The sequence below is a fragment of the Ralstonia sp. NFACC01 genome, from assembly GCF_900115545.1.
Lineage (GTDB): Bacteria > Pseudomonadota > Gammaproteobacteria > Burkholderiales > Burkholderiaceae > Ralstonia > Ralstonia mojiangensis.
This window is the reverse complement of sequence record NZ_FOWV01000005.1, coordinates 148,083-171,322: the sequence shown is the minus strand read 5'-3', so window position 1 is coordinate 171,322 and position 23,240 is coordinate 148,083. Positions and strand designations below refer to the sequence as shown.

At 63.4% G+C, this 23,240-nt stretch carries 20 protein-coding genes; 10 read left to right on the top strand and 10 right to left on the bottom strand.

Going from position 1 to position 23,240, the window contains the following annotated elements; translation table 11 throughout:
- The first annotated feature begins 20 nt into the window (after positions 1–20).
- Complete coding sequence (locus tag BM136_RS14265) at positions 21–629, top strand: glutathione S-transferase (RefSeq protein WP_045202604.1); 609 nt, start codon at positions 21–23, stop codon at positions 627–629.
- Between the two features lie 20 nt (positions 630–649).
- Here BM136_RS14265 and BM136_RS14260 read toward each other — a convergent pair whose 3' ends face one another.
- The 3 genes from BM136_RS14260 to BM136_RS14250 all read right to left on the bottom strand — a co-directional run bounded on the left by BM136_RS14260 (position 650) and on the right by BM136_RS14250 (position 3,943).
- Positions 650–2,248, bottom strand: coding sequence for an FMN-binding glutamate synthase family protein (locus BM136_RS14260; protein WP_092972457.1), 1,599 nt, complete (start codon positions 2,246–2,248; stop codon positions 650–652).
- 91 nt (positions 2,249–2,339) lie between these two features.
- Positions 2,340–3,452: a tRNA 2-thiouridine(34) synthase MnmA gene (gene mnmA, locus BM136_RS14255; RefSeq protein ID WP_092972456.1), complete on the bottom strand. Its 1,113-nt coding sequence runs from the start codon at positions 3,450–3,452 to the stop codon at positions 2,340–2,342.
- Positions 3,449–3,943, bottom strand: coding sequence for an NUDIX hydrolase (locus BM136_RS14250; protein WP_092972455.1), 495 nt, complete (start codon positions 3,941–3,943; stop codon positions 3,449–3,451). The genes mnmA and BM136_RS14250 overlap by 4 nt, the downstream gene beginning before the upstream one ends.
- Positions 3,944–4,230: 287 nt before the next feature.
- On the opposite strand from BM136_RS14250, the gene BM136_RS14245 reads away from it, so the two are divergent.
- From BM136_RS14245 to BM136_RS14205, 9 genes are all read left to right on the top strand, one after another.
- Positions 4,231–5,370, top strand: a complete 1,140-nt coding sequence (locus tag BM136_RS14245; protein ID WP_092972454.1) for a Re/Si-specific NAD(P)(+) transhydrogenase subunit alpha — start codon at positions 4,231–4,233, stop codon at positions 5,368–5,370.
- Positions 5,371–5,452: 82 nt separating this feature from the next.
- Positions 5,453–5,815, top strand: a complete 363-nt coding sequence (gene panD, locus BM136_RS14240) for an aspartate 1-decarboxylase (RefSeq protein ID WP_009241493.1) — start codon at positions 5,453–5,455, stop codon at positions 5,813–5,815.
- A gap of 71 nt (positions 5,816–5,886) precedes the next feature.
- The gene (locus tag BM136_RS14235; protein ID WP_024979075.1) at positions 5,887–6,216 is read left to right on the top strand and encodes an NAD(P) transhydrogenase subunit alpha part 2; all 330 of its coding nucleotides are present in this window, start codon (positions 5,887–5,889) and stop codon (positions 6,214–6,216) included.
- Entirely contained in the window at positions 6,213–7,673 is a 1,461-nt protein-coding gene (locus BM136_RS14230; RefSeq protein WP_092972453.1) for an NAD(P)(+) transhydrogenase (Re/Si-specific) subunit beta, read from the top strand. The genes BM136_RS14235 and BM136_RS14230 overlap by 4 nt, the downstream gene beginning before the upstream one ends.
- A 150-nt stretch (positions 7,674–7,823) precedes the next feature.
- Positions 7,824–8,861 carry a response regulator gene (locus tag BM136_RS14225; protein WP_092972452.1) on the top strand — a complete coding sequence of 346 codons (1,038 nt, stop codon included), beginning with the start codon at positions 7,824–7,826 and terminating at the stop codon, positions 8,859–8,861.
- Between the two features lie 655 nt (positions 8,862–9,516).
- Positions 9,517–10,929 carry a class I SAM-dependent methyltransferase PhcB gene (gene phcB, locus BM136_RS14220; protein ID WP_092972451.1) on the top strand — a complete coding sequence of 471 codons (1,413 nt, stop codon included), beginning with the start codon at positions 9,517–9,519 and terminating at the stop codon, positions 10,927–10,929.
- Between the two features lie 20 nt (positions 10,930–10,949).
- Positions 10,950–12,278 carry a sensor histidine kinase gene (locus tag BM136_RS14215; protein WP_092972450.1) on the top strand — a complete coding sequence of 443 codons (1,329 nt, stop codon included), beginning with the start codon at positions 10,950–10,952 and terminating at the stop codon, positions 12,276–12,278.
- Between the two features lie 7 nt (positions 12,279–12,285).
- Entirely contained in the window at positions 12,286–13,392 is a 1,107-nt protein-coding gene (phcR, locus tag BM136_RS14210; protein ID WP_092972449.1) for a two-component system hybrid sensor histidine kinase/response regulator PhcR, read from the top strand.
- An 82-nt stretch (positions 13,393–13,474) separates the two neighbouring features.
- Complete coding sequence (locus BM136_RS14205) at positions 13,475–14,494, top strand: response regulator (RefSeq protein WP_092972448.1); 1,020 nt, start codon at positions 13,475–13,477, stop codon at positions 14,492–14,494.
- Between the two features lie 33 nt (positions 14,495–14,527).
- Here the strand turns inward: BM136_RS14205 and BM136_RS14200 are convergent, their stop codons facing one another.
- The 7 genes from BM136_RS14200 to dapB all read right to left on the bottom strand — a co-directional run bounded on the left by BM136_RS14200 (position 14,528) and on the right by dapB (position 23,177).
- Positions 14,528–15,937 carry a THUMP domain-containing class I SAM-dependent RNA methyltransferase gene (locus BM136_RS14200; RefSeq protein ID WP_092972447.1) on the bottom strand — a complete coding sequence of 470 codons (1,410 nt, stop codon included), beginning with the start codon at positions 15,935–15,937 and terminating at the stop codon, positions 14,528–14,530.
- A gap of 129 nt (positions 15,938–16,066) precedes the next feature.
- Complete coding sequence (locus BM136_RS14195) at positions 16,067–16,489, bottom strand: CopD family protein (RefSeq protein ID WP_027680553.1); 423 nt, start codon at positions 16,487–16,489, stop codon at positions 16,067–16,069.
- Positions 16,490–16,574: 85 nt separating this feature from the next.
- On the bottom strand, positions 16,575–17,855 hold the full coding sequence (locus BM136_RS14190; protein WP_092972446.1) for a glutamate-5-semialdehyde dehydrogenase: 1,281 nt from the start codon (positions 17,853–17,855) through the stop codon (positions 16,575–16,577).
- Positions 17,856–17,927: 72 nt separating this feature from the next.
- A complete protein-coding gene (gene holA / locus BM136_RS14185) occupies positions 17,928–19,004 on the bottom strand; it encodes a DNA polymerase III subunit delta (protein WP_092972445.1) in 1,077 nt (358 codons plus the stop codon).
- Positions 19,005–19,018: 14 nt separating this feature from the next.
- Positions 19,019–19,543 carry an LPS-assembly lipoprotein LptE gene (gene lptE / locus BM136_RS14180; RefSeq protein WP_092972444.1) on the bottom strand — a complete coding sequence of 175 codons (525 nt, stop codon included), beginning with the start codon at positions 19,541–19,543 and terminating at the stop codon, positions 19,019–19,021.
- Between the two features lie 31 nt (positions 19,544–19,574).
- On the bottom strand, positions 19,575–22,208 hold the full coding sequence (gene leuS / locus BM136_RS14175; RefSeq protein WP_092972443.1) for a leucine--tRNA ligase: 2,634 nt from the start codon (positions 22,206–22,208) through the stop codon (positions 19,575–19,577).
- A 177-nt stretch (positions 22,209–22,385) separates the two neighbouring features.
- Positions 22,386–23,177: a 4-hydroxy-tetrahydrodipicolinate reductase gene (gene dapB, locus BM136_RS14170; protein WP_092972442.1), complete on the bottom strand. Its 792-nt coding sequence runs from the start codon at positions 23,175–23,177 to the stop codon at positions 22,386–22,388.
- Positions 23,178–23,240: the final 63 nt, after the last annotated feature.

Sequence of the window (23,240 nt, the reverse complement as noted above, 5' to 3'; positions counted from 1 at the left end):
GCCTCCAACATGACATGCCTATGAAACTGATCGGATCGCACGCCAGCCCGTACACCCGCAAGGTGCGCGTCGTCCTGGCTGAAAAGAAAATCGACTACCAGTTCGTGCTGGAAGACGTGTGGAGCGCAAGTACGCAAATCCACCAGTTCAACCCGCTGGGCAAGGTGCCCTGCCTGGTGATGGACGACGGCGGCGCCCTATTCGACTCGCGCGTCATCGCGGAATATGCCGACACGCTGTCGCCGGTGGCGCGCCTCATTCCGCCTTCGAGCCGGGAACGCGTGGAAGTGCGCTGCTGGGAGGCGCTGGCCGACGGCCTGCTCGACGCCGCGCTCATGCTGCGCATCGAACATACGCAGCGCACGCCGGAACAACGCAGCGAAACATGGCTCGCCCGCCAGACTCACAAGATTGACCAGGCGCTGCAAGCCATGTCGCAAGGCTTGGCCGACAAGACTTGGTGCAACGGCAACCACCTGACACTGGCCGACATCGCCGTCGGCTGCGCGCTTGCCTACCTGGATTTCCGCCAGCCACAGATCGACTGGCGCGAACGTCACGCCAATCTCGCTTCGTTCTACACGCGCATTGAGAAGCGGCCGAGTTTCATGGAAACCCAGCCGCAGTAATCGATGGAAGTTCGCGAGCGTTACACGGCCACCGGATCAAACCGTTCGGCCTGGGCCATCGGCCAGTAGCGCTCATACAGCTGGTAACGGTACCGCCCGGCCAGCAGATCGCCGGGTTCCAGGTACTTGAGCAGCGCGGAGAGCAACTGCACCTCGTTGCCCGACACGCGCCGCACGATGTGGTGCGCGCGGAAATCCGCCGGATGCTGCAGGCCGGCCGCCTGCGTCAGTTCCAGCAGCGCATGCAGCGTGTGCGCGTGATATTGATGCACGCGCTCGGCCTTGTCGGGCACCACGAGTGCCTTCTGCCGAGACGGGTCTTGTGTCGCCACCCCGGTCGGGCAGCGATCGGTGTGGCACTTCTGTGCCTGGATGCAGCCCAGCGCAAACATGAAGCCGCGCGCAGCATTGCACCAATCGGCGCCCATTGCCAGCGTGCGGGCGACGTCGAACGCCGTGACGATCTTGCCTGAGGCGCCAATCTTGATCTTGTCGCGCAGGTTGGTGCCGACCAGCGTGTTGTGCACCAGCAGCAGCCCTTCCTGGAGCGGCGTGCCGACGTGGTCCGTAAATTCGAGCGGTGCCGCACCCGTGCCGCCCTCCGCGCCGTCGACAACGATGAAGTCCGGCAGGATGCCTGAGTCCAGCATCGCCTTGACGATGCCGAAGAACTCCCACGGATGCCCGATACACAGCTTGAAGCCGGTCGGCTTGCCACCGGATAGCGTGCGCAACCGGTCCACAAACTGCAGCAACCCCAGCGGCGTGCTGAACTCCGAATGCGCGGCTGGCGAAATACAATCCTTGCCGATCTGAATGCCGCGCGTGGCGGCAATCTCGGGCGTCACCTTGGCGGCAGGCAATACGCCGCCGTGCCCTGGCTTGGCACCCTGCGACAGCTTCACTTCAATCATCTTTACCTGCGGGCTGCGCGCCTGTTCGGCAAAGCGGTCCGGATCGAAGCGGCCGTTCGCGTCGCGGCAACCGAAGTAGCCTGACGCCACTTCCCAGATCAGGTCTCCGCCCTCTTCGCGGTGGTACGGCGAAATCGATCCCTCGCCCGTGTCATGGATGAAGTTGCCGAGCTTCGCACCACGGTTGAGCGCGCGAATGGCATTGCCCGACAGCGCCCCGAAGCTCATCGCCGAGATGTTGAACACCGACATCGAATACGGCTTGGCGCGGCCCTCGCCCACCATCACGCGAAAATCTGACGAGGCAATGCGCGTGGGCGCCAGCGAGTGGCCGATCCACTCGTGCCCCGGCACCTTCACATCAACTTCGGTGCCGAATGGGCGGCTATCGACTTCGCCCTTGGCGCGCTGATAAACGATGCTGCGCTGGGCGCGCGAGAACGGCTTTTCATCCGTGTCGTCTTCAACGAAGTACTGGCGGATTTCCGGGCGAATGAATTCAAAGAGGAAACGGAAATGGCCCCAGAGCGGGTAGTTGCGCAGCACCGAATGGCGCGTCTGCGTGATGTCGTGCACGCCCAGGATGACGAACATGCCCGGAATGACCGCGCACACCCAATGCAGACGCCCCGCTATCGCAAACCCGGCGGTGACGGCAAACAACAGCACAACGCCCGCGAAGGCCCAGTAGCGACGTGGCAGCATGACCAACCCTGTGTGGAGACAAATCAGGGCGCAAGCTTAAACGAGTGCTGCAACAGCCGCAGCCGGCACAACGCAGTGTTGCGAAAACCGCTCAGGCGACCGCCTTTTCGACGATCGCCGGCTCAGCCGCAGAAATAATGCCGCCGCCCAGGCAGATTTCACCGTCGTACAACACCGCGGATTGGCCCGGCGTGACAGCCCACTGCGCTTCGGGGAAGGTCAGCGTGAGCGCGCCATTTGCCGCGCGTGCGACCGTGCAAGGCGCATCCGCCTGGCGGTAACGCGTCTTGGCGCCAAGGTGGGCGCCTTCGGTGGGCGCGTGGCCGGCCACCCAGCTCAGATCATCGGCGTGCACGGTATGCGCCAGCAGCCACGGGTGATCGTGGCCCTGCACCACGTACAGCGTATTGGCCGCCATGTCCTTGCGTGCGACGTACCAGGCATCGCCGTTGCCGTCGCGGCTGCCGCCGATGCCGATGCCCTTGCGCTGCCCCAGCGTGTAGAACGCCAAGCCGATGTGCTCGCCGATGGTCTTGCCGTCGGGCGTCTTGATCGGGCCGGGCTTGGTCGGCAGGTAGCGGTTGAGGAAATCGCGGAAAGGCCGCTCGCCAATGAAGCAGATGCCGGTGGAATCTTTTTTCTTAGCGTTCGGCAGGCCGATCTCGGCGGCGATCTCACGCACCTTCGTCTTCGGCATCTCGCCCAGTGGGAAGAGCGTGCGCGAGAGCTGCGCCTGGTTCAGCCGGTGCAGGAAATAGCTTTGGTCTTTCGTGTGATCGAACGCCTTGAGCAGCTCAAAGCGACCATCGACCTCGCGCACGCGGGCGTAGTGTCCGGTCGCGATCGTGTCGGCGCCCAGGGCCATCGCGTGATCGAGGAAGGCTTTGAACTTGATCTCGGCGTTGCAAAGCACGTCGGGATTAGGCGTGCGTCCGGCCGAATATTCGCGCAGGAAGTCCGCAAAGACGCGGTCCTTGTACTCGGCGGCAAAGTTGACGGCTTCGACATCCACGCCGATCAGGTCGGCCACCGATACCACGTCGATCCAATCCTGCCGGGTCGAGCAGTATTCGCTGTCGTCATCGTCTTCCCAGTTCTTCATGAACAGGCCGACGACGTCGTAGCCCTGCTGTTTAAGCAGCCACGCGGTCACGGACGAATCCACCCCGCCGGACATCCCAACGACGATGCGCTTCTTGCTCATGGCTGCGCTCCGAGCCCGTACACACTGGCGTGCGTATGGATGACGTCTAGCGGATAGCGCTTGCCGGCCAAGTAATCTTCGACGCAGGCGAGCAGCAACGGGCTGCGATGGCGCTCGCGGCTGGCGCGGATTTCATCCGGTGTCATCCACACGGTGCGGACGATGCCGTCGTCCAGGGCGCGGCGAGGGTCTTGGGGGCCGAGCTCGCCGGTAAATGCCATCCGCACATAGGTGATCGGATCCCCCTGCGGCGGTTGGAACTGCGCCATGTAGCAGCCCAGGAAGGCGGTCGGCACAAAGCTGTACGCGGTTTCTTCCATTGCCTCACGCGCGACGGCGTCGACCAGGCTTTCGTCTGGGTCGAGATGGCCGGCGGGCTGGTTCAGGCGCAAGCCCACATCGGTGTGCTCCTCAACCAGCAGAAAGCGCCCATCTTGTTCAATGACGGCGGCAACGGTAACGCTGGGTTTCCAGCGGACAGCTTGGTTCATGGCAAAAAGGCAACAAAAACAAGGCGTTATTGTAGCTGGAGGCTGCCCTCCACGCTTGCCCAGCGCGTTGGAGCAGACGTATATCGCCGCGCGCCGCCGTTGTGAGCAATTGAGCACACGTTTGCGCAGGATCGGCCCGCATTCCGTGTGGGTTCGGATATTCGACATGCCATTCGACGAGCGTCCGTGCGCCAAAAAGTTCGGGTAAGCTGCACGTCGATCCTGATCCAGCGCGCCTTCGTTCACTTCGCGCGCATCCTAAACATAATCAGCGAGGAGAGAACACGATGCACATCGGCATCCCGCAGGAGACGCGGGCGGACGAGACGCGCGTTGCCGCGACCCCGGAAACGGTGAAAAAGTACGTGGCGCTTGGCCATCAGGTGACGGTGCAATCGGGTGCCGGCGTCGCCGCTGCCCAGCCTGACGACGCCTACGTGGCGGCCGGCGCCAAGATCGGCACCGCCGCCGAGGCGCTTGGCGCGCAGATCGTGCTGAAGGTGCGCTCACCCGAAGCGGCGGAACTGGCGCAGATGCAGCCGGGCGCGGTACTTGTCGGCATACTCAACCCCTTTGATGACGAAAATACGGCCCGCCTCGCCGCCGCCAACGTCACCGCGTTTGCGCTGGAAGCCGCGCCGCGCACCACGCGTGCGCAGAGCATGGACGTGCTCTCCTCGCAGGCCAACATCGCCGGCTACAAGGCCGTGATGGTGGCGGCCAACCATTACCAGCGCTTCATGCCGATGCTGATGACTGCAGCCGGCACCGTAAAAGCCGCGCGCGTGCTGATCCTTGGCGCCGGTGTGGCCGGCCTGCAGGCCATCGCCACGGCCAAGCGCCTCGGTGCTGTCATTGAGGCGTCCGATGTGCGACCGGCCGTGAAGGAGCAGATCGAATCGCTGGGGGCCAAGTTCCTCGACGTGCCGTTCCTGACGGACGAAGAGCGCGAGATCGCGCAGGGCGTGGGCGGCTATGCCCGCCCCATGCCGCCCGACTGGATGCGCCGCCAGGCTGAACTCGTGCATACGCGCGCAACCCAGGCCGACATCGTCATCACCACGGCGCTGATCCCTGGCCGCCGCGCGCCGACGCTGCTGTCCGAAGCCACCGTGCAGGCAATGAAGCCAGGCTCGGTCGTTGTCGACCTGGCAGCGGCGCAAGGCGGCAACTGCCCGCTGACCGAAGCCGACCGCGTGGTCGTCAAACACGGCGTCACGCTGGTGGGCTACACCAACCTCGCGTCGATGGTGGCGGCCGACGCCTCTGCCCTCTACGCCCGCAACGTGCTCGATTTCCTCAAGCTGATCATCGACAAGGATGGCGGCCTGAACATCAACCGCGAAGACGACATCGTGGCCGCCTGCCTGCTCAGTCAGGCCGGCCAGGTGGTGCGCGCTCCCGCAGCCACGAGCGCCGCCAAATAAGAACGGAGACGGCGGCCCGGCCGGAAGCGAAACCCGGCCTGGTCGCCAGTGGCGATTTCATTTTTGTTTCAAGGAAAGCTTCATGCAACGCAACATGCTTCGCGCCAAGCTGCACCGCGCGACGGTCACCCAGGCCGATCTTGACTACGAAGGCTCCTGCGGCATCGACGAGGACCTCCTCGACGCCGCCGACATGCGCGAATACGAAAAGATCGAGCTGTACAACGTCAACAACGGCGAGCGCTTTTCGACCTACATCATCAAGGGCAAGCGCGGTTCGGGCGAAATCTCGCTCAACGGTGCTGCTGCGCGCCGCGCTCACGTGGGCGACCTGCTGATCATCTGCACCTACGCGCCGATGAACGAAGAGGAAGTCGCCAGCTACAAGCCCAAGGTCGTGCTGCTGGGCGAGGGCAACAAGATCAAGGCCATCAAGGAAACCTGACGCGCCACGCGGCCCATGTCTGCATGACAGGGCCGCTTCGCACATCGACCAAGAAGCGAGGAGGAGCACTCATGGAGCTGGTCAATCACACGGTGATCAACCTGATCATCTTCGTGCTGGCGATCTACGTCGGCTACCACGTGGTTTGGACGGTCACGCCGGCGCTGCATACGCCGTTGATGGCTGTGACGAATGCCATTTCGGCCATCATCATCGTCGGCGCCATGCTGGCAGCCGGCCTGACGCAGACCGGCCTGGGTCGCACGATGGGCGTGGTGGCGGTGGCACTGGCAGCGGTCAACGTGTTTGGCGGCTTCCTGGTCACCCAGCGCATGCTGGAGATGTTCAAGAAAAAAGAGCCGAAGGCCAAGGGCGGACAGTCCGAGGGAGCCAAGCAATGAGCATGAACCTCGTCACCCTGCTGTACTTGCTGGCGTCGGTGTGCTTTATCCAAGCGCTCAAGGGGCTTTCGCACCCGACCACGGCGCGGCGCGGCAACGCGTTCGGCATGACGGGCATGGCGATCGCCGCCGTCACGACCATCGCGCTCATCTACAAGCTCAAGGCCGAGATGTTCGCCGGCACCGAGAGCGGCACATCCACGGGTTTCATCCTGATCTTCGCGGGCCTGGTGGTTGGCGGCGGCATCGGCGCCTATGTGGCACGCACGGTCGAAATGACCAAGATGCCCGAGCTGGTGGCGGCCATGCACTCGCTGATCGGTCTGGCGGCGGTGTGCATTGCCGTGGCCGCCGTGGCCGAGCCGTCGGCGTTCGGCATCACGATGGCTGGTGACAACGTGCTGCCGCTGGGCAACCGCGTGGAACTGTTCATTGGCACGTTCGTCGGCGCCATCACGTTCTCCGGTTCGGTGATCGCGTTCGGCAAGCTGTCGGGCAAGTACAAGTTCCGCCTGTTCCAGGGCGCGCCGGTGCAGTTTGCCGGCCAGCACATGCTGAACTTGCTGCTGGCGGTGGCCATGCTGGGCTTCGGCATCCTGTTCTTCCTGAGCCAGAGCTGGCTGCCGTTCGTCATCATGACGGCCATCGCCTTTGTGCTGGGCGTGCTGATCATCATCCCCATCGGCGGCGCCGACATGCCGGTGGTGGTGTCGATGCTGAACTCGTATTCGGGCTGGGCGGCGGCGGGCATCGGTTTCTCGCTCAACAACCCGATGCTGATCATTGCAGGCTCGCTGGTGGGTTCATCCGGTGCAATTCTGTCTTACATCATGTGCAAGGCGATGAACCGGTCGTTCTTCAACGTGATCCTGGGCGGCTTCGGTTCGGAGGCTTCCGCCGGAGCAGCCGCGGGTGGCGCGGGGCAGCAGCGCCCGGTCAAATCGGGCTCGCCGGACGATGCGGCCTTCCTCATGGGCAACGCCGAGACGGTCATCATCGTCCCCGGCTATGGCTTGGCGGTGGCGCGCGCACAGCACGCCCTGAAGGAGCTGACCGAGAAGCTGTCGGACAAGGGCGTGACGGTCAAATACGCAATCCACCCGGTCGCAGGCCGCATGCCGGGCCACATGAACGTGCTGCTGGCCGAAGCCGAAGTGCCGTACGACCAGGTGTTTGAAATGGAAGACATCAACGGTGAGTTCGGCCAGGCCGACGTGGTGCTGGTGTTGGGCGCCAACGACGTGGTCAACCCGGCCGCCAAGAACGACCCGAAGTCGCCCATTGCGGGCATGCCGATCCTGGAGGCTTACAAGGCCAAGACCATCATCGTGAACAAACGCTCGATGAACGCCGGCTACGCCGGACTCGATAACGAGCTGTTCTACATGGACAAGACCATGATGGTGTTTGGCGACGCCAAGAAGGTTGTCGAAGACATGGTCAAATCTGTCGAGTAAGGCAGGACACTGACGGCCGTCAACGGGTCGTCAGGTCCGACGGGTTCCCCTTGCCCCCGGTGGCGGCAGGCAGTAACGTAGTGCAAACGGGCAGCGTCGGCCACACCGGCCGTGCGCTGCACCCTGCCCTCTTCCGATTCCTCCCGACGTATGCAACAGGACAGCGCCCTGCCGGTCTATTTCCACCCTACCCTGACAGTGGTGGTCGACGACAGCCAATCGTTCGTGGAAAGCCTTGGGTTCCAGATGGACCCATCGCGCGCGCTGTTGGCCTTCAATGATCCGGAAGAGGCGCTGGCGTGGCTGCGCCAGTGGCATTCGCTTCGCATGCCGGGTTTCCTGCCGGTGCGCGTCACGCACGATGACCTGACGTTCTCCACCGAGCGCCGCACCATCCAGCTTGACGTCGACCGCGTCTACCGCCAGATCCACGAGGTCAATCGTTTTCTGCAGCCCTCAGTCATCGTGGTGGATTACTCCATGCCGCGCATGAACGGGCTGGAGTTCTGCGCCAAGCTCAAAGATCTGCCGTGCATGACGATCCTGCTCACGGGCATGGCCGACGAGAACATCGCCGTGCAGGGTTTCAACGACGGCCTGATCGACCGCTACATCAAGAAAGACAATCCGGCGATGGCCGAGCGGCTCAGCGCGGAAATCGAGGCATTGCAGGTGCGCTACTTCAGCAACCTGTCGAGCACACTGCGCGATCTGCTGTCACGCCACTCGTTCAGTTTTCTGTCCGACCCCGCGATCACACGGCTCGTGCGCGAGTTGTCCACGCGCTACCGTTTCATCGAGTACTACTTGTATCCGCACCCCGCCGGCGTGCTGCTGCTCACGGCCGACGGGCGCGCCACGCTCATGGTCATCGAGACCAATGCGAGCATGCTCACGCACCTGGAAAACGCCGAGGCGTACAACGCGCCCGATGCGCTGCTCAAGGGCCTGCACGACAAGCAGATCGTCCCGTTCTTCTGGCCTGGCGATGGCATGTACACCCCAGCGTGTGTGGAGTGGGAACAATATTGCCTGCCTGCAGAGGTGTGTCAGGGGCGAGAGCCGTACTACTACGCGCTGTTCGACATGCCGAGCCATCTGCTGCCGGCACAGGTCTACAGCTACACCCAATTCCTCACCAACTACAAGCAGGATCCGGACGCGCTCACCGGCCGCAAATCACGCTGAGGCGGTGTTTCCGCTTTGCTCTGCCCTGCGGGTTTCCACATTGTGTGGGTCACATTCGGCAAGTACAATCGATTGCATCATTCGGCAGCCATGACGTCAGAGCGTGGCCCGGCTGAATCGCCCTGATGCATGCGTGGCATAGCTGCGGCATCATGGCGAACGAGGGTGCCGGCACGCAACATTCAAAGCGGCACCCCGAGTTCATTACTGTGCGGGATTCTCCTTGAGAGACGATTTGGGATGCAGCAGCGAGCCGCGCGTTCAAGCAGCGCGCGTTACGGATGTCAGGGGAGTGCATCGTTCCAATCTGGTCATGGTTCACGGTTGCACGATTCCCGTTGCACGCTGTTGATCGGCGGGCAGTAGAGGTGCCTCGGTAGCAGTACTGAAGGCGCCGGCTGCAGTCGGCCATCTTCCCCGATCTTCTCGGAGCGGGTTTGGGCGAGAGACGCCCGGGCTGGCGCGTATCGCGCACGGCCAGCGGACGGCTTCAAGCACGCTTTCACGACTGATGCGGCGGCATGCCCGGCAGTGTCGGCGGGGCGCGTCGTATTCGCGGCGCCCGGATTCGCAGTGCGATCCCGGGTGCGCGGTTGTTGGAGTGAGCGTCCCGCTTGGCAGACGTTTTCCCTGAAGTCTCCGGCAAATTCGCACCGTGTACTCACCCAACCAAATCGATCCCGCGGTCAGCTTCCGCAACTCACAGGGTCAGCAGGTCCGCGGCACCATCATCACGCTGCAGCGGCGTGCCCTGGTGATGGAGATCTACAACCCGTACTCGATCGTGCAGGTGAGCGAGGTGCTGTCCGAACTCGCGATCAAGATGGGAACGCGGCAAGCCTATCTTGGCAAGGCGGTGGTGATCAGCCTGGTGAACACGGGCCTGACCGCCGTCGTCTCGCTCACGCTGATCGACGAATGGCGCGAGCTGTCGGAAGTGGCCGACACGCCCGCCTCCGTGGGCGAAGAAGCGCGAACGTTCGTGCAGGAATGGCAGGAACGCTTCCGCATCCATCGCGACTATCAGATCGTCGTCAATGAGATGCGGGCGTTCCTGGCCGAAGTGTCACGCTGGGTAGAACAGGTGGATCTGTCGAAGACATTGCCGCGCGAAGACAACAAGCTGCGCATGGATGTCTTCCAGGAGCTGGCTGAGCCGATCATGCTCAAGCTCAAGGGTTACATGGATGGGCTGGAGTCGGAGGCGAGCAAGGTCGAGGCGGAGCTTGCACCTGCGCACCGCACGTTCGCGCAAGCCGCACTGCATCCGCTGCTGTTGCGCGCGCCGTTCATCTATCGCACGTACACCAAGCCGCTGGGCTACGCGGGCGATTACGAGATGGTCAACCAGATCCTCTCCGACCCGCGCGAAGGGCCCAACACGTACTTCCAGATCGTCAACGCCGCCTTCCTGCGCACCGACGTGGCAGAGGCGCACCGCAACCGCATCGACATTCTTGTGCAGTATCTGAGCGACCTTGCCGCGCAAGCCAAGGCGGCGGGCCGGACGTTCAAGGTGCTCAACGTTGGCTGCGGGCCGGCGGTGGAAATTCAGCGCTTCATTCAGCAGCATCCGGAACCCTCGTTGCTGTCATTCGAGCTGGTGGACTTCAGCGAAGAGACGCTCGACTACACCCGCGAGCAGATGCGCCGCGCGATGGATCGCGCGCGCAAGACCGTCACCGTCGATTTCTTGCACGAGTCGGTGCATCAACTGCTCAAGCGCCGCATCACGGCCGACAGCCCGCAAGCCGGAGATTGCGATGCGGTGTACTGCGCCGGCCTGTTCGACTATCTGTCCAACAAGGTCTGCCAGCGCCTGCTCTCCTACTTTGCAGCGCGTACGCAGCCGGGCGGCGCCATTCTTGCGACCAACGTGCACGGCAACAACCCGATGCGCTTTGTGATGGAACACGTGCTGGAGTGGTATCTCGTCTATCGCGATGAACCGCTGATGGCCGAACTGCTACCCGAAGGCTCGCACGACGTGCGTGTCTATACCGACGTGACCGGCGTCAACGTATTCGCCCAGGCCAGCGTGGCCGGGCCTGCCACAGCCGCCGCTTAATCCGCTGCCCAGGAACACGCATGGAGCCCATTACACATCGCGGATACCAGGCCGAGCTGAAGCAGTTCCGGCTCGTCTTCAGCCGCATGGCAGCCGTTACGGGCATCGTTCTGGTGCTGGCAGGCGTCGGGCTGGACTACGGCATGTATGTGGACAGGCTCTGGCTGTTCGCTTCGCTGCGGGTCATCACCTCGCTCATCATGCTGGGCGCACTGCTGGTGCTGTATACGCGCTGGGGCGAAGAGCATGTGCAGAGCCTGACGTTCTTCTGGCTGATCTGTCCTCAGATCATGATCTCGTGGATGATCTACGACACCGAGGGCGCCAGTTCACCGTATTACTCGGGGCTGAACCTGGCAATCTACGCGGTGGGCATGGTGATGCCGATCGGCTTCCTGCAGGCCGTGCTGTTCGGCACCTGCACGTACATCTTCTGGGTGATCGCGTGCACGCTGCATCCGGGCGGCATCCAGTCGCGCGAGATATTCATCGTGCATTCGATGTTTATCCTGTTCTCCATTGCGACGAGCACGCTCTACACGTACTTCAACGAACGCGGGCGCTTCCAGCTCTTCCGGCTCAAGGAAGAAGTGGCGCAGAAGAACGCGCAGTTGGCGCAGACCAATCAGAACCTCACCGACATCAAGGGCCAGCTTCTGCAACAGGAAAAGATGGCCGCCATCGGTACGCTGTCTGCGGGCCTGCTGCATGAGATCAACAACCCGGTCAACTTCTGCCTGATGGCGATTGCCGTGGCGCAGGAAGACCCGACCGCCAAGGGCAGCCCGATGCTGCTCGAATGCCTGACCGATGCCAAGGAAGGCATGCAGCGCGTGCAGCACATCGTGTCCGACCTGAAGACCTTCGCTTATCGCAGCCCAGAGAAGGGCGAGGCCGATGCGCCATTCCTGGTGGAGAAAGCCATCGACTCGGCGATCCGCCTGACCAGCCATGAGCTACGCGGCGTGACCCTCGAACGCAAACTTCCGCCGGACACGCTCGTGCGCGGCGACGAGGCGGCCATCATCGGCGTGCTTATCAACCTGCTATCGAACGCAGCGCTTGCCATGCAAAAGGTGCAGCGCGAGAACCCGCGCATCGAGATTGCCGGCGAGTGGATCGACAACCGCCTGCATGTGGTGGTGACCGACAACGGCCCGGGCATCTCTGAGAAGAACCTGTCACGCGTGTTCGAGCCGTTCTTCACCACGCGCGATGTCGGCAAAGGCCTGGGCCTCGGCCTATCGATCAGCTACAGCGTCATCCAGCGTCACGGCGGCACCCTGGCCGTGACGAGCCAGGAAGGCGAATGGGCGCGCTTCACGTTCGATCTGCCGCGCTCGGAGTAGACGCATCATGGACACCACGCCGGACACCGTCACCATCCTCTACGTCGACGACGAAGCGCAAGCCTGCAAATGGTTTGCGCGCACGATCGGCACCGGCTACGAGGTGCTGACGGCCAACAGCGTCGAAGAGGCCAAAACCGTGCTGCACGATTCGCACGAACGCATCAGCGTGGTCCTGACGGACTTCCGCATGCCGGGCGGCGACGGCACTGAACTGCTGCGCTTCATCGATGCGGAATACGGCGACATCGCCACCATCCTCGTCACCGCGTATGCCGACAAGGATTTGTTGATTCAGGCCGTGAACACCGGGCGCGTGTTCAAGATCCTGGAGAAGCCCTATCAGCCCGAAGACGTGCGGCGCTCGCTGCAGGAGGCACTGGCACTGCGCCAGGATCGCCTCTTGCGTACCCAGCGCCTCATGGCAATCGACGAAACGCTGGCTTTTCTTGCGCACGAGCTGAACACGCCATTGGCCGCCATCTCGAACTTTGCACGCGGCATCCGCATGCGCATAGACCAGACCGATCCCACGCCCGGGGCCCTTCCCGAAATCGGCCGCGCCGCCGATCGCGTGCAGGACAACGCGCGCTACTGCCTCTCGGTGATCGCCACGTTTCTGAATTCGGTGCGCAACACGTATGGCAAGCCCGGCACAGCAGCTACGCCCAACAGCGCGGGTGGGCTGATCCGCTCGTTGTTTGACACATACCCGTTCACGAACGCGCAGCGCGAATGGGTGTCGTACCGCGTGGAAGACGATTTTCCGATCCAGACGCTGCCCAACTGCGTGATGCTCGTGCTCTCGTCGCTCACGAGCAACGCGTTGCAGGCGCTGCGGCACACCAATGCACCGAAGCTTGAAATTGTTGCCAGCCGTGTGCCGGACGCCGGAACTACACAGCACATGATCCGCATCGAGGATAACGGCCCCGGTATCGCGCGCGACGTTCTCGCGCGGCTGACCATCGACCCCGTGACGACGCGCGCCGAAGAAGGCGGCAACGGCATGGGCATGATTTTTTGTACGCGGATCATGCAATCGTTCGGGGGAGCGATTGCGATTGATTCCGCACCCAGCGCAGGCACGCGCGTGACTCTCACGTTCCCATGACAAGACCACAAGACTTACGAACCAGGCCGTACGTGATCCGCGCGTTTGCCGTATCGGCTGCAATTGCTATGAGGAGTGACGGATGACCAATCCCGGGGGCCACACGCCTACTAACCCGCCCAAGATCCTGTATGTGGACGACGAGACATTGGCGCTGACTTACTTCGGCCGTGCCATCGGTTCACTGGCGCCGGTCGTCACCGCCACCTCGGTCGAAGAAGGCAAGCGCATGCTCGACGAGCACGCCGCCACGCTCGGCGTGCTCGTGTCGGACCAGCGCATGCCCGGTGAACTCGGCAACGAGTTGCTGCGCTACGCACGCGAGCGCTATCCGCACCTCGTGCGCATCCTGACGACCGCCTACTCCGAAATCGAAGACACGGTGGAGGCCGTCAACCAGGGGCAGATTCACCGCTACATCAAGAAACCGTGGGACATCACCGCGCTGCGCGTGGAACTGAAGCAGGCATTGGAATTCTCCGATCTGCGTCGCGAACGTGACGCGCTGCTGCGCGAGAAGATGACCGTGCGCCAAAGCCAGACGCTTACACATCGCATCGGTGCGCTGCAGACGCTGTACCTCGCGGTGTCGGGGCTGTCGTCGTTCAGCGCCGTCAACGATTACCTGCGTGCCGCCGCCGCCGTGGGCCTGCAATCGCTGGCACAGCCCGACTGGGCGATGAAGGATTACACCGAGCTGGTCGGCGAAGAAAGCCTGCGTACCGGTGAGTTCAGCCACGCAGTGCGGCAGGCATATGTGGACTTGTCATCGCGCTTTGACAGCAAGCCCGCGGCGCAGGCGTTGGAAGTGCTGGCCGAGGTGCTTGACGGCAAGGTGTCGCCGTCAGGCAGCGATGCGGCGGCGGTAGTGGATCTCACCGCGCTGACGGAATTCCTGGAGGCGGCGTCCACGCACAAGGTGTCGGAATCGCACGCCAAGTGGCTGGCGTTCCTGCTGTGGCTCGACGGCAAGGGTTGGTCGCTCACGGCCGAGCGCGATGGTGCGACGGTCAAGCTGCGCCTGCTCGACAACCAGACGCAGCTCACGCCGGATCAACTCGCGGCGTGGATGGAACATTTCCAGGATCTGCAGGCCGCCTGAAAGGAGCCCGCAGTTGTCATACAACGCCGATGCTTATGCGTCGGCGTTGTCGTTTGAAGCATCGCCCTGCGCGGTCCGCTCGGGCCGATCGCGCATGCCGCCCTTCACCATATCGAAGCGGAACAGACGGCATTCGATGTTGCCGTTGTAGAGCGGCGTGCGCTGCGATTCCTTCAGCCGCATCCGACGCGGCATCGACAGATCGCCTGTGAAGACGAACGCCTTCCATCCGGCAAATTCGCGCTTGAGCGTACCGGCAAAGGCTTGCGCAAATTCGTTGGCAGCGGCCTCTTCCTCGGGGTCGAGCGGCGGTGGCGGCTCCGGCTGGCGCAGCTCGCGCATCGGACGGCGACCATCATCGCGCGGGGCGCCCATTGCGCGGCTGGCGCGCTCGAACACGGTGCCATCCTCGTCGCCCTCACCTTCCGGCCGGCGGCGGCGCGAACCGTGTGCACCACGCACGACAATACGCTCGCCGTAAGGTGGATTCATCAGCAACACACCGGCAGTCTCGAACGGCGGCTTGCCGAAACGCGCATCGACTTGCTTGAGCACCGGCTCGCCCGGCAGGCCGGCACGCTGCCAGTTGGCGGCGGCATAGGCGAGCATGTCGGTGGAAATATCGGCGCCGGCCACCAGCGGCGGCGTACGGCGCATGGATGCGGCAGCCGCGTCGGCAGCGGCTTCGCGCAGGCGCTTGAAGCATTTAGCGTCGTGGTCCTGCAACCACTCGCAAGCGAAGGCGCGTTGCCCACCCGGTGCAATGCCAAGCGCACGTTGCGCTGCTTCCACGAGGAACGTGCCGCTGCCGCACATCGGATCGTAGAACGGCATGCCGTGAGCACCCGTCCAGCCCGTCAGGCGCAAGATGCCCGCGGCGAGGTTTTCCTTCAGCGGTGCCTCGCCCTTTTCCTGGCGCCAGCCGCGCTTGAAGAGCGGCTCGCCGGTGGTGTCGAGGTAGATCGTGCAGTCGGTCTCGGTCAGGTACGCGTAGATACGCACGTCGGGGGAGACCGTATCGACGCTGGGCCGCGCGCCCATGCGTTGGCGGAAGCGGTCACACACCCCGTCCTTCACGCGCAAGCCGACAAACTTCAAGCTCTGCAACGGCGATTTGTGCGCCGTCACGTCCACACGAATCATCTCGTCGGGCGTGAAGTAATCCTCCCATCGCTGCGCGGCGGCCAGCGCGTAGATGTCGTCTTCCGAGCGATACCCGCGCGAAGCCAGGCGCATCAGCACACGGCTGGCGATGCGGCTGTGCAGGTTGACGGCATACGCCGCACCCTGCGTGCCGAAGAAGTGCACACCACCCGGCACGGTGCGGCCCACCTCGAACGCCGCCAGCTCATCCACCTCGGGGCGGATGGCGATTTCGGCCAGTTCATCGGCCAGCGCCTGTTCTAGCCCACGGGGGCATGGCGCGAAGTAAGCAGTTGCCATCGGAAAACAAAATAGTTAGAGATCGCTGCAAAATGAAGCGATGCGGTTCTGACGGTTCAACGCCGACGCAGACAGTACAAGTCGTACGGCAAGGAGGGGTTGGGCCGTCAGAATCATTTTGCAGGGATCTCAGAACGGCTTGACGACCACCAGGATCGTAATCGCCAGCAACAACAGCACCGGCAGTTCATTGAACCAGCGGTAGAACTTGTGGGAGCGCTTATTGGCGCCCGCCTCGAACTTGCGCAGTAGCACGCCACAACCGTGGTGATATCCGATCGTCACGAGCACCAGTGCGAGCTTCGCGTGCATCCAGCCATTAGGCGGATACAGTCCGATGCGATATCCCAGGAACAGCCACAGCCCAAGCAGGATCGCGACAATCGCCAGCATGGTCGTGAAGCGGAACAGCTTGCGCGCCATGATCAGCAGGCGCGTGATGGCCGCTCGCTCGGTTTCCATCGCCAGGTTGACGAAAATGCGCGGCAGATAGAACAGCCCGGCAAACCACGACGCAATGAAGACGATGTGAAAGGCTTTGACCCAGAGCATGCGAACAGTCCCGTGAATGGTGAAGCGCGAACGGTAAACACATCGCGCGCCGCTCGCGGTGGCGCTCAACGTGCAACAAGCGATATCAGGAGCGGATCTCGCCGTGCCCGAACACGACGTACTTCAACGAGGTCAGCCCCTCCAACCCGACCGGTCCACGCGCGTGGAGCTTGTCGTTTGAGATGCCGATCTCGGCGCCCAGGCCGTACTCGAAGCCATCGGCAAATCGCGTGGACGCGTTGATCATCACGCTGGCCGAATCGACCTCGCGCAGGAAGCGCATGCCGGTCGAATAGTTCTCGGTGATGATGGAATCGGTGTGTGCGGAGCCGTAGGTGTTGATGTGCTCGATGGCGGCGTCCAGGCCGTCAACGGTGCGGATCGACAGGATCGGCGCAAGGTATTCGGTGTGCCAGTCGGCCTCGATGGCGTCCTTCAGATTGCCGAAGCCGACGGCTTCCAGCGTGGCGCGCGTGGCTGGGCACACGCGCAGTTCGACGCCCTTGTCCTGGTAGATCTTCGCCAGCGGCGGCAACACCCGCGCAGCCACATCGCGCGACACGAGCAGCGTCTCCATCGTGTTGCACGGCGCATAGCGCTGCGTCTTGGCGTTGTCGCACACGCGCACGGCCTTTTCGATGTCCGCATCGGCGTCAATGTAGACGTGGCAGATGCCGTCCAGGTGCTTGATCATCGGCACCCGGGCTTCTTCGATCAGGCGCGCGATCAGGCTCTTGCCACCGCGCGGCACAATCACATCGACATACTCCGTCATGGTGATGAGCTTGCCGACCGCCGCGCGGTCTGTGGTGGCCACCACCTGCACGGCGTTGGCAGGCAAACCGGCATCGGCCAGCCCTTCCTCGATGAGCGCCGCCAGCGCGCCATTCGATTCGATCGCCTCGGAGCCGCCGCGCAAAATGGTCGCGTTACCTGACTTGATGCACAGTGCCGCGGCATCCACCGTCACGTTCGGACGCGACTCATAGATGATGCCGATCACGCCAAGCGGCACGCGCATCTGGCCGACCTGGATGCCGGTCGGACGAAACTTCATGTTGCTGATCTCGCCAATGGGGTCCGGCAGCGCGGCGATCTGCTCCAGGCCAGTGGCCATGGTATCGATGGCACGGTCGGTGAGCGTCAGGCGGTCGATGAAGGCAGCATCCTGGCCGTTGGCGCGGGCACGCTCGACGTCTCGGGCGTTGATTTCTTTGAGCTTGGCAGCATCGCGACGGATGGCGGCCGCAATATGCAACAGCGCGCGGTTCTTTTGCGCTGTGCCGGCACGTGCCATGCCGCGCGAGGCGGTGCGCGCCTGACGGCCGACCAGGGCCATGTATTCGTTCACGTCGAGCTGCTTCATGATGATCGCGACCGGCGAGCTGCCGGCAAATTCAGTGTGAGGACAATTCGGAGGCTTGCGCCGATAGGCGGATCAGGCCGGCACTAGGAGGCTGCCCGGCCGCGCGATGCGCATCGCCAGTTGCAGCAGGCCATCCCATGGCTCGGCCGGCAGCGATGGTTCGCGCAACCCCTTGACCTGCCGATCCAGCTTGGCGGCCATGGAGAGCGCACCCTCCAGCTCGCGCTGTGACAGCCGCTGCGCCGCCTGCGGCACCAGCCGCTCGCGTGGCCCCCACACCCGCAGTTCTCGCAGCATGGACGCCACCGGCTTGCCTTGGGCTGCGCCCGAGGCGATTTTTGATAATACGCGAATTTCTTCGGTCAACGTCCAGAGGACCAGGACCGTGGCCTCGCCCTCGCCGCGCAAGCCTTCGAGCATGCGCACCAGACGCGGCACATCTCCAGCCAGCATGGCTTCGGACAGCTTGAACACGTCGTAGCGCGCCACGTTGAGCACCGCATCGTGCACATCGTCGAACATCAGCACGCCCGGAGGATGCAGCAGACCAAGCTTCTGGATTTCCTGATGCGCGGCCAACAGATTGCCTTCCACACGGTCGGCAATGAACTGCAGGGCGCGTCGACCAGGCTCACCGGGCTCCACACGCTGCTGCTGGCGCGCGAGGCGCTCGCCAATCCAGCCGGGCAGCTTGGTACGGTCTACCGAATCGATCTTGATCGACACGCCGGCGCCTTCCAGCGCGGCAAACCACGCCGACTTGGCGGTCGCAAAGTCCAAACGCGGCAGCGTGATCAGCGTGAGGGTATCGGTGGCGGGGCCCGACGGCGTGCCTGCAGCCAATGCGCGCAATGCCTCACCGCCATCCTTGCCGGGCTTACCGGATGGAATGCGCAGCTCGACGATCTTGCGATCCCCGAACAGCGACATCGACTGCTGCGCCTCGGTCACGCGCGACCACGAAAAACCGCGCTCGACGCTCATCACCTCGCGCTCGGTAAAGCCCTGCGCGCGTGCGGCTTGGCGCAGCGCATCGACCGCTTCCAGTGCGAGCAGGTGCTCATCCCCGTGCACCACATACAGCGACGCCAGACCTTTGGCGCCGGCCTGCTTGAGGTGCCCTTCGAGCGCGTCGAGCCGCAGTTGCATGACCAGCCGGCCGCTTATGACGGCAGCTTCACGGCACCGAGGCGCCGCACGAGCTGATTAATCGTATCGCCCTGCATGTCGCGGTAGAGCGCCGCTTCTTCGTAGTCCTTGGCGAGCACCTGCGTCTCGTTATACGAGAGATCGCGGAACTGCGTGATTTCCGACGGGGGGATCAGCAGGTTGTCGTGCGCATCGCGCAGCTGGAAGCGGAAGCGATACGTGATGCGGTATTCGCGCACCACACCTTGCGGCGTGAGCGACGAGATGGTCTTCACGCGGTCTTCGGCCAGCACGTCGAGCAGCGCATCGGCGTCTTTCTTATCCGACACGATAACGGTGTCGGAGCCGTTGTCGATCAGCCGCCGCAACTGCGCGCGCATCTGCGAGTTCTGCGGCAGGTTGATGTACAGCCGCTTGAACGCGAAGTCGGTATTGCCCCGCATATGGAAGCCGCAGGCGGACAGCGTCGGCAGCGCGATCGCCAGGGCAAGGACAGAGCGACCAAAGCGGCGGCGGGACAAACCTCGGGACAACGACATAACCATGCGTTCCTTGAGTGGGATGGCCCGGTCAGGCCACCACGTTCACCAGACGGCCCGGCACCACGATGATCTTCTTGGGCGGCTTGCCTTCAGCAAATTTCTGAACCGCTTCGTCCTTGGCGGCAATCGCTTCGATGGCGGCACGGTCGGCATCGGCCGGGACGATGATGCTGCCGCGTACCTTGCCGTTGACCTGCAGCACGAGTTCGATCTCGCTCTGCACCAGCGCGCCTTCGTCGACCTGCGGCCACGGGGCGTCGAGCAAGTCGCCATACGCGCCGGCGTAGCCCAGTTCCGTCCACAGCACGTGGGTGATGTGCGGCACCACCGGATACAGCACGCGCAGCAGCAGCCCCAGGCCTTCGCGGCGCGCATCGGCACCCGCGTCCTTGGCGCCTTCCAGCGCGTTGAGCATCTTCATCGTCGCCGAGACGACGGTGTTGTACTGCAGACGCTCGTAGTCGTAGTTGGCCTGCTTGAGCACGGTGTACAGCTCACGGCGCAGCGCGCGATCGGCATCCGTTGCACCCGCCACGACGCCATTACCGTGACCAGCGCGAATTGCATCAGCGTGCGCCACGCCAAAGTTCCACAGACGGCGCAGGAAGCGCGAGGCGCCTTCCACACCGGCATCGTTCCACTCGAGCTGTTGCTCGGGCGGCGCTGCGAACATCGTGAACAGGCGCGCCGTGTCGGCACCGTATTGGTCGATCAGCGCTTGCGGGTCGATGCCGTTGTTCTTCGACTTCGACATCTTCTCCACACCGCCGATCACCACCGGCTGGCCGTCGGCCTTGAGCGTGGCTCCCACCGGGCGACCGCGCTCGTCGGTCTGCACGTCAACATCGGCCGGGTTGATCCACTGCTTCTTGCCCGAGGCATCTTCGCGGTAGTACGTCTCGTTGAGCACCATGCCCTGCGTGAGCAGGTTGGTGAACGGCTCGTCGAACTTGACCAGCCCCAGGTCACGCATGACCTTGGTCCAGAAGCGCGCGTACAGCAGGTGCAGGATCGCGTGCTCGATGCCGCCGATGTACTGATCCATCGGCATCCAGTAATCGTTGCGGGCGTCGACCATGGTGTCGCCGTCCGGGCACGTATAGCGCATGTAGTACCAGCACGAATCGATGAACGTATCCATCGTGTCGGTCTCGCGGCGCGCAGGCTTGCCGCACGACGGGCACGTGCATTCCAGGAAACGCGGGTCCTTGTTCAGCGGGTTGCCCGTGCCATCCGGAACGAGGTCTTCGGGCAGGCGCACCGGCAGATCCTGTTCGGGCACCGGCACGACGCCGCAGCTCTCGCAATGGATCAGCGGGATCGGCGTGCCCCAGTAGCGCTGACGCGAGATGCCCCAGTCGCGCAGGCGCCAGGTGGTCTTCTTCTCGCCCAGGCCTTGTGCGGCCAGATCGGCAGCCACGGCGTCGACAGCCTGTTGATAATTCAGGCCGTCGTACTTGCCGCTGTGGAACAGCACGCCGTGTTCCTTGTCGCCGTACCAATCGGCCCAGGTGGTCGTGTCGTACGACTGCCCCTTCACGTCGATGACTTGCTTGATGGGCAGCCTGTACTTGTTGGCGAAGGCGAAGTCGCGCTCGTCGTGCGCGGGCACGCCCATCACGGCGCCGTCGCCGTAGGTCATCAGCACGTAGTTGCCGACCCACACCGGCACGGATTCGCCCGTGAGCGGGTGCGTGACGGTCAGTCCAGTCGGCATGCCCTTCTTTTCCATGGTGGCCATGTCGGCTTCCATGACGCTACCGTGCTTGCACTCTTCGATGAAGGCCGCAAGTGCCGGGTTCGTCTGAGCGGCGTGCGTAGCGATGGGGTGTTCAGCGGCCACGGCGCAGAAGGTCACGCCCATGATGGTGTCGGCACGCGTTGTGAAGACGTACAGCTTGCCGTCGTTGATCAGCTTGCCGTCGTCACCGGAAATGTTGTGCGGGAATGCAAAACGCACACCCTCGCTCTTGCCGATCCAGTTCTGCTGCATGAGCTTGACACGCTCCGGCCAGCCCAGCGGATCAAGGTCGGAGAGCAGCTCCTGCGCATACTTGGTGATGCCCAGGTAGTACATCGGGATCTCGCGCTTTTCCACGATCGCGCCCGAGCGCCAGCCGCGCCCATCGATCACCTGCTCGTTGGCGAGTACGGTCTGGTCCACCGGGTCCCAGTTGACGGTGCCGGTCTTGCGGTAGGCGATGCCCTTTTCGAGCATCTTCAGGAACAGCCACTGGTTCCAGCGGTAATAGTCCGGGCTGCACGTCGCCACTTCGCGCGACCAGTCGATCGCCAGACCCATCGACTGCATCTGCTTCTTCATGTAAGCGATGTTGTCGTAGGTCCATGCAGCCGGTGCCACGCCGTTGTTGAGCGCGGCGTTTTCCGCCGGCATGCCGAAGGCGTCCCAGCCCATCGGCATCAGCACGTTGTACCCCTTCATGCGCAGCTGACGCGTCATCACGTCATTGATCGTGTAGTTGCGCACGTGGCCCATATGCAGCTTGCCCGACGGATACGGCAGCATTGAGCACGCGTAGAACTTGGGCTTGTCCGAGCCGTCAGCAGCGCGCGCGTGTTCGGTCACGCGGTAGGCATCCAGGGCCTGCCAATGTTGCTGCGCTTGCTGTTCGACTTCAGACGGGGAGTATTTGTCTTGCATGGTGATGGGTCGTCCGGGTGCCCCGGGCGATTGCAGCCGCGCCACCAACGCGCGCAGCCGGATTGAATAACGGAAAAGGCCCGATTATACCGTCGCCACCCGCCCCATCCGGGCGATCGCGAGCAGTGAAAAAAAGGCGCCGGACGGGCTTGCCGGCGCCTTTTCCTACCCGCCTGATTACAAGCCGAGCACGTCGTTCATGTCGTACAAACCTTTCTTGCCGGCCACATACACCGCTGCGCGTACGGCACCTTCGGCATACGACTGGCGCGTGTTGGAGCGATGCGTGATCTCGATGCGCTCGCCGTCACCGGCAAACAGCACGGTGTGGTCGCCTACGATGTCGCCGCCGCGCACCGTGGCAAAACCGATGGTGCCCAGCTCCCGCGGGCCGGTCTCGCCTTCGCGGGCATAGACCGCGCGATCGGCCAGTTTGGTGCCCTGTGCCTCGGCTACGATCTCGCCCATCTTGAGCGCGGTGCCCGACGGCGCGTCAATCTTGTGCTTGTGGTGCGCCTCGATGATCTCGACGTCGTAGCCCTGCGCCAGGATCTTCGCGGCGACTTCGATCAGTTTGAAGGTCGCATTCACGCCCACGCTCATGTTCGGGGCCCAGACCACGCCGATCGACTCACCGTAGGTCTTGAAGCTGGCCTTCTGCTCTGCCGTGAAACCGGTCGTACCGATCACGACGGCAGTGCCCAGTTCACGCGCCACATTCAGGTGATTGAGCGTCGCGTCAGGACGCGTGAAATCGATCAACACGTCGGCCTGCGAGAGCCCCGCACGCACGTCGTTGGTCACAATCACGCCCGTGGTCTTGCCAAGCTTGGCGCCGGCGTCCTGTCCCACGGCATCGCTGCCAGCGCGGTCCAGCGCGGCGCCCAGTGTCACGCCCGGCGTGCGTAGTACGGTGTCGATCAGCATCTGGCCCATGCGGCCCGAGGCGCCTGCAATCGCAATTTTCATGTCGGTGGAAGCGAAAAGCTGCAAAAGAAAAACGGTCTGTAAAACGCACAAGCGGCGGAACCC